We start from the raw sequence: 7,106 nt of genomic DNA on the forward strand, positions 1-7,106 counted from the left end.
AATGGTGAGGTCCAACAACTATGTGGGCAAAAGTAACTACGACAATGGTTACCTGGATGGTGCCATTGATGACCTGACCATTTTCAATGAAGCACTGGATGCATCCGGTGTTTCCGCACTTTATCAGTCCAGTCAGCTGTCTGACGTTATTGAAGCAGACTCGGATGTCTACCAGGACCTGCAGCTGGACACTGAGCTGGTCAGCAACGGTGATCTCAGCACGGGCGATAGCTGGACCCTGACCGGGACGGTGGACATTGCCGACAACACGCTGGTCTTCAATAGTGGCAACGCTGCCCTGGACGGGGTGGTGGAACAGGTCATCCAGGGATACCCCGACGTCAACTACACCCTGAGCCTGGACTACGGCGTCTACGGGGCAGAGGCACTGGTATCCGGTCAGGTGGACGTGGTCGATGAAGCCTCCGGTGAAGTGCTGGCCACACAGACGTTCGACAGCGACTCCCTGACCATGCAGACCCTGACGCTGGACTTCACCGCCCGGTCGGCGGGCAATATGGTACTGCGGATCGCCGACACCAGCGCCGATGGCACTAACCGTGATCTGCTGGTCGACAACATCAGCCTGCAGGCCCGCAGCGTTGACAACCCCGACCATGCGGCCACTGCAGCGGAATTGCTACCAACTCATGATGCAATTGATGCACTGGCCGCCTTTGACTTTACCACCGGTTCCGGTGACAAGGCGGAAAGTCTTACCAGCAATGGTCAGGTTGTGACCTTCTACAGTGCCATTACTCATTTCAACCATGATGGCGTCAGCTTCAACGGTGCCGGTGGCTACCTGGGAACCATGACACTGTCCGGTGATATAACCATTGCTTCGACCTTTACCTATGACAGCCACGGTAGCTGGGCCAGGATCATTGATTTTGGTAATGGCCCCGGCACCGATAATATCCTTATTGCCAGCCCTACAGAAGGTCGCATCGAGGCGCAAATTTTCCACGGCAACACCATAGTCGGGTCTGTAGCGTTCGATAACTTCTATACCCTTGGAGAAACCTTCCACATGGCCCTGACGGTTGATGCCGATGGCCACATGCACCTGTATAAAAATGGCGTTGAAGTGGCGGACAATCCAAATGGCCAGGGGCCTTCCGGGGTGTCCCTGACCAGTAACCTGGTGGGACAGAGTAACTGGGGGGCCCTGGATGCTAACACCGATGGTACAATGAAAGACTTGGTGGTTCTGGACAGATCTCTGGACCCCAACAGTATCAGTGACCTTTACGATCAGGCCCAGTCCGGCGATATTGAGTCATTTTTAACCTCCCTGGAGATGATCGGTACCGATAGTGCGGATATCATCAAAGCGGACAGTGGCAGCAACACTCTGCTGGGTGAAGCGGGTGACGACATTCTCTTTGGTGGAGCCGGTAATGATACCCTGACTGGCGGTACGGGTTCTGACACCTTTACCTGGGAAGCATCAGACCTTGGTACAGCGGCGACCCCCGCAGAAGATGTCATTACTGACTTCCATCTTGGGCAGGGAGGTGATGTTATACATCTGGACGATATCCTGCCCGAAGATCACGGGGATCTGGATCAGTATCTGGCCCTGAATTTTGACAACGGCGATACCACGCTTGAAATAACACCACAGGTGGGCGGAGATATCACCCAGAAGATCAGGCTGGAAGGGGTAGACCTGTCGGTACTGGGCAACACCGATGCCGAGATTATCAACAATCTGATTAATAACGGTAATCTCAGCCCGGATTGAGCTTTGTCCTTTTGCTGATAGAAATATATTCAAAGGTCTCAGGCGTTTGCACCATCCCGGCTCTAGCCGGGTACAAATCCACATACACCACGCAGGTCAGTAGAGCAGCTTCGTTTTTCAAATTGGTTGGGGTTCAGAAAAATGTCTTTCAGGATTAAACGACTTTTGACGTTCAGCCACTATTCAATCACGGATATTTCCTTAAAGATGGGATTTCATGAAGCGACTAATATGATCCGGTTTTTCCGCAGGCATACTCGATTATTGCCGAAGGAATTTCGGCAGGTCCGTCGTCAGAATGACGATTAATACGCGGGTAACCAGAAAGGAATTCTAACCCGAATATTTCATAAATATTTATTACAGCGGTCCATTTCTTCTTGCCACTGGCTTAATTTGGTTAACTACTTATTAACCACTGGATGCTGCCAGCGGCGCTAAAATATTTTAATCTTTAAGGGCTGTCAAAGCACTTTCAACATTACTAATAGCCATAACAAATAATGATGCATGGTTAAAATAATTATTGAACAGAGTATTTATGGGTGAAACTTATATGATTAGAAAAAGTCTTAAGCTGGAATTCAATAGTTTAATAATTCAATGGAACGCTCTATTAAATCAACTCAATTCAATGTTGCTTTTGTCGGGTTTCATTCAAGCTCACAAGAACAAAAGCACCAAACTATGAGAAATGAACAGCAGCCGACGTACCAAGGCATATCTGTTCAGGCACTGGACGATCCCTTTCATGTTTACCATAGTCAATCAGACAGACACAACAATACCCTTGGTCCTTTTAGTTCATTGAATGAATACAATATTGCATCTGTGACCAGTAGCGATCAGGAAGCCCCTGATGAAATTAATATCTCTCAGATACTACTGCCAAGGCTGGATGAATATTCATCTTATCATTCTGACACTACCCTCTTGGATGATTCACTATCATCAATACCAGACATCCACTTTATTCAGAATGAATGGTTAGTGGAGAGCGAGCCTGAGGTCAACGAGCCCATACCAGAGTGGGACCCAGATGGTCTATTGGCTAATCTTCATGCGATACTCTCTAATCAACAAAATTCAAGGCAAGTTGGGGTAGCTAGCTGGCAAAACCATAACCAAACGACAAGTGATCATCAAACGCGGCAGGTAGAAGAAGTACTGAATGGCAACACTTCAGCAGTTGAGTACCAAAATTGCTATCAGAATCATTCCGATCACTTAGAGCGCCGAAGGGTATCCCAAAGGAAGCGTTACCGGAATGATCCCGATTACGCAGAGCGCCATAGGACATACCAAAGGAAGCGATACCAGAATGATCCTGATTCGGCAAAGAGACGAAGGGAGCGCTATAAGAATGACCCCGCTTTCGCAGAGCGCGAGAGGGAGCGACAAAGGGAGCGTCTCAAAGATCCAGCCAGGCGGGAGAGCAGAAAGATACGCCAAAGGGAGCTTCGCAAAAATCCTGCTTACGTAGAGCGTGAAAAACAGCGCCGAAATGAGTTGCACAAAGATCCCGCATACGCTGAAAGTATAAAGAAGGCGGCTCATCGAGTGCCGCAAAGATCCCGCTTACGTTCAGCGCCAGAGAGAGTACCATAGGGAATACCTGAAGAAGCGCCGCTTGAGAGTTTCGCAAAGGGATTATAATAAGGGACACTCAAAAATTTGACTAATCGGCCACAATGTCTATTTTTCTCTGGAGCCTCTTAAGGACATTAAGCAGATATACCCAGTAACCATAAAAATGACATGACGACGGCCCGAAAAAACCTCATAGATCCAGCCAGTACGCCCTACTACCACTGCATGGCACGCTCTTTCGCAGGACTTTCCTATGCGGCAAAGACAATTTCTCAGGCAAAAACTATGAGCATCGCAGGCATTGGGTGGTTGATCGATTGAAAGCGCTTTCTGGGATTTTTTCCTTGGAAGTCTGTGCTTATGCGGTTATGTCGAATCATTATCACGTGGTGCTCCATAAGTCAGCAAGCGAAAAAAAGGGACACCAAAGAAGTCTTACAACGCTGGACGCAGCTGTTTTATTGCCCGCACCTGGTTCAGCGTTATCTTGCCGGGGACCAGCCAGGCAAAGCAGAACTGCTGCGTGTCGAAAAATATGCCCAGCAGTACCGAGTGAGTGGTGATCTCTATCCTACCTGATCAGCGCATTTTCATTTACTTCAATGTGGCCAGAATTTTCTGATTGCTCTTTCTTATATCGTCTCGATAATGTCTTCTATCTGGCTGTTGCTGAGTACTTTTTATACGCTTCCTGCTTGGTATTAATGAGAATTTATTAAACCGATCAATACTATCATTTAAAAAATGAATGGATGACGTATTCTCTTCACTTTTTAAATAGTGGGTGTCCTTTTTTTCCTTTTGTATTGCCCGCAGCCAGCATTATTGCTAATAAAAATTGTGGGCCGGAAGTAACGAATAGTCTGAGGATAATAAGGCATATGAATACCCCTACTACGGCTTTAACGGTGACAACTCAGCCAGCGGCCCACCGGTTATGTCGGGCCGTAATGGTGCCCGTGCAAATTCGCCGGAGGCCTGGCAGTGACTGTTTTCCCGTCGGTGTTATCCATTGATCAAGCAAATATTCGACACTGGGTGCCTTGATCACCAGATCTTGTACATAGAATGGGGTAGTGCCATTCCAGACAGACCCCGGAGGAACATCACAGGCCGGGACACGTATGCTCTTTTCAGGAGGTGGCTTTGGGGGTTGCTTGCGTTGATTGCGAGTACTTTCATCCGGTTTGCTGACCTTATGTTTTGGAACACCATCCGGGTCAGCTTCATCGCCTTGACCGGTTGCCGGTGGAGTACCGGGAGGGCCGTCTGAGTCATCAGGGGGCTTGGTATCAGGTTTGATGTCAGGCTTGGGAGGCAGCTTTTTAAGACGGCGGATGTCAGCCTCAAGAACTTCGACTTTCTCCTGTAGCTGAGTGATCTGCTCTTGCTGCTGAACGCTTTGTGCCTGCAGCCTGGCAATCAACTCCTTCTGGAGAACGTTCTCTTTCTGGGACAGAGCCAATGCTTTCTGTGACAAAGCCAGCGACTCCTTGAGCATTGTGTTGTGCTGCTGGAGCTGAGCGAGATAATCCAAGACTTTTTGGCCTGGATGGTCATGCTGGGCACTGGTTACAGGAAAAGGAAAACTCATGGTGGGAAAGGATAGACCAGAGCCGTGTATTTTGCTTTATGTCAGCACTTTCTGAGAGCTTACAACAGTAACTGTTTCTTTAACTTCAACTACATTAACATGTAGTTTCACTTAAAGAGTCCTATTCTTGAATGGGAGCAAGTCCAATAAGGAAACACTAAAAATCAAACTAACGTGATAGTTAATTTTTTTTCAGGCTGCAGCAATCAGGTTTTCAAACTGTACCGGTGCTTTGTGTACACAGTTTTTAATAGCAAAAAAGAAGAACACCCATGCATTTTCAGGCCAGCTTAAAAGTCAAACATTGCGTTATATTAGCTAAACTCAAAGCTGATGATGTCAAATAAGCTCAAGTGTGGACAGTTTAATGAATTCTGGCAAAAAACATCAAACTTAAATACAGCAGTGAATTAATAATCAAAAGAAAGCTCACTCATACTCAACTGTTAAGCCAGATCTGGATTACAACAATATGAATAATGTGTCTTCCCGTACTCAACCTGCCGCCGTCAATAACCCCCATGAAAATCCTGTCATGGTTTATTATGACAAATCCGTCCCTGGTGTCTGTTTGGTGAAGACCAGGTGCGGGCACATCTTTGAACAGAAAAACATTTTCGCATCGTTTGATGGCAAGAAACTTGAAGACAGGGTTTGTGGTGTATGCAATAAAGGCCCTCTTCCTCTCAAGGTGATTTACGGCCGTTGCGATGATGCCGACCGTTACTGCCGAAACCCGGCTCTGGAGGCTGCCTGTACAGGTAATATATCAGACCTCTTGTCAATACTGACTGACGACCCTGAGGCCGTGCGGAAATACTTCAATGATCCTGTGCGTGGCCACGAGGTTACCTTGCTACACGCTGCTGTCGATTCTAAACAGCTCGCTATCGTCAAACTCCTGTTGATGTTAAAGGCAGATATTAATGCCCGCATTCAATACTTGCCGAAATCAAGTGACATCACCCCCCTGCTGATCGCGCTTGAAAATGACACGGAACACAAGAAAATCGTTGATCTTCTGGTACAGCGGGGGGCTGACGTCAATGCGATAATGAGCGATTCCGGTGAGATGCTAACCGAACCACCCCTTCTTTGTGCTATCCGGATGGGAGACATCGAAACTGTTCAATGTCTGATGGACAATGGGGCAAAGGTTGATGGAAACCTGGGCAATGATGAAGTTAAAAGCTTAACACCCCTGATGATGGCTGCCCGGGAAGGCCACGTCGACATCGTTGAATATCTGTTGGAGAAAGGATCAAACGCCAATGAATATGGGGGCGAAAACAATGACCGTACTCCCTTGATGATAGCCGCCTTAAATGGACATACCAATATCGTAAAAATGCTGGTAGAGCATGGGGCTGATGTTAATGCTGTCATCAGATCCGGTGAGGGTGCCACAGCCCTGATGATGGCCGCCATAAATGGACATACCAATGTCGTAAAAATGCTGGTAGAGTATGGGGCTGATGTTAATGCTGTCCTGAGAGCCGGTGATTGTGAGGGTTGCACACCCCTGATGGTGGCCGCCCAAGATGGATATACCAATGTCGGAAAAATTCTGGTAGAGCATGGGGCTGATGTTAATGTTGTCATAAGAGCCGGTGATTGGGAGGGTAGCTCAATCCTGATGATGGCTGCCAGCTTTGCCGATGAGGAGTTTGTCAAATTTCTCATAGATAATAAAGCCAACCTCAATGCCGCCCTGAGTGGCGGACCAAGTGAAGGCTGTACAGCACTGTGGTATGCCAGCTCCGAAGGAAAGACATCGATAGTCCAAACACTCCTTGAGGCCGGCGCAGACCCCAACCCTGTCGAAAAACGTAATGATAGTCGCACAGCCTACATGGTAGCCAAGGAGAATGGGCACGAGGAGGTTGCCAGGCTCCTGCTGGATCATGGGGCAACGGACATTCCTCCCAATAACCTCTCAGCCTGATCTACAGCAAACGACAGAAGCTGTTGACCTGATGGCACCATCGGGAAGCTTGGTATCGGAGGCTTCCGGCTTCGCTTTCCGCTAATCACTTATTGAATTCAAATCGGGTAAGGGCTGGTCTTTCTCCAACCCTCCCCACAGCACCCGGCATGCGGGTCCGCACCGGGCGGTTCAACAATGATGGTGAAACCTGATCCATAAGTCTTTCAATGAAACAAGCCCAATTT

Annotated in this window: 5 protein-coding genes and 1 pseudogene; 5 read left to right on the forward strand and 1 reads right to left on the reverse strand. The window is 48.0% G+C overall.

The features are described 5' to 3' along the window. The 4 genes and pseudogenes from J7439_RS24635 to J7439_RS24650 all read left to right on the forward strand — a co-directional run. The coding region (locus J7439_RS24635) for a LamG-like jellyroll fold domain-containing protein (RefSeq protein ID WP_209204703.1) at nt 1-1,750 on the forward strand (1,750 nt) is incomplete at its 5' end. A gap of 123 nt (nt 1,751-1,873) precedes the next feature. After that, nucleotides 1,874-2,059 (forward strand): annotated as a pseudogene (locus J7439_RS27390) (helix-turn-helix domain-containing protein); the annotation flags it as partial. Nucleotides 2,060-2,437: 378 nt separating this feature from the next. Continuing rightward, nucleotides 2,438-3,358 carry a hypothetical protein gene (locus J7439_RS24645; protein WP_209204705.1) on the forward strand — a complete coding sequence of 307 codons (921 nt, stop codon included), beginning with the start codon at nt 2,438-2,440 and terminating at the stop codon, nt 3,356-3,358. A 342-nt stretch (nt 3,359-3,700) separates the two neighbouring features. After that, nucleotides 3,701-3,919, forward strand: a complete 219-nt coding sequence (locus tag J7439_RS24650; protein WP_209204706.1) for a hypothetical protein — start codon at nt 3,701-3,703, stop codon at nt 3,917-3,919. Nucleotides 3,920-4,256: 337 nt separating this feature from the next. Here the strand turns inward: J7439_RS24650 and J7439_RS24655 are convergent, their stop codons facing one another. Further along, the gene (locus tag J7439_RS24655; RefSeq protein ID WP_209204707.1) at nt 4,257-4,877 is read right to left on the reverse strand and encodes a hypothetical protein; all 621 of its coding nucleotides are present in this window, start codon (nt 4,875-4,877) and stop codon (nt 4,257-4,259) included. Between the two features lie 529 nt (nt 4,878-5,406). On the opposite strand from J7439_RS24655, the gene J7439_RS24660 reads away from it, so the two are divergent. Further along, a complete protein-coding gene (locus J7439_RS24660) occupies nt 5,407-6,879 on the forward strand; it encodes an ankyrin repeat domain-containing protein (RefSeq protein ID WP_209204708.1) in 1,473 nt (490 codons plus the stop codon). Nucleotides 6,880-7,106 lie beyond the last annotated feature (227 nt).

Origin of the sequence: Salinisphaera sp. G21_0 (assembly GCF_017744115.1) — a bacterium.
In the GTDB taxonomy this organism is placed as follows: Bacteria; Pseudomonadota; Gammaproteobacteria; order Pseudomonadales; family Endozoicomonadaceae; genus Endozoicomonas.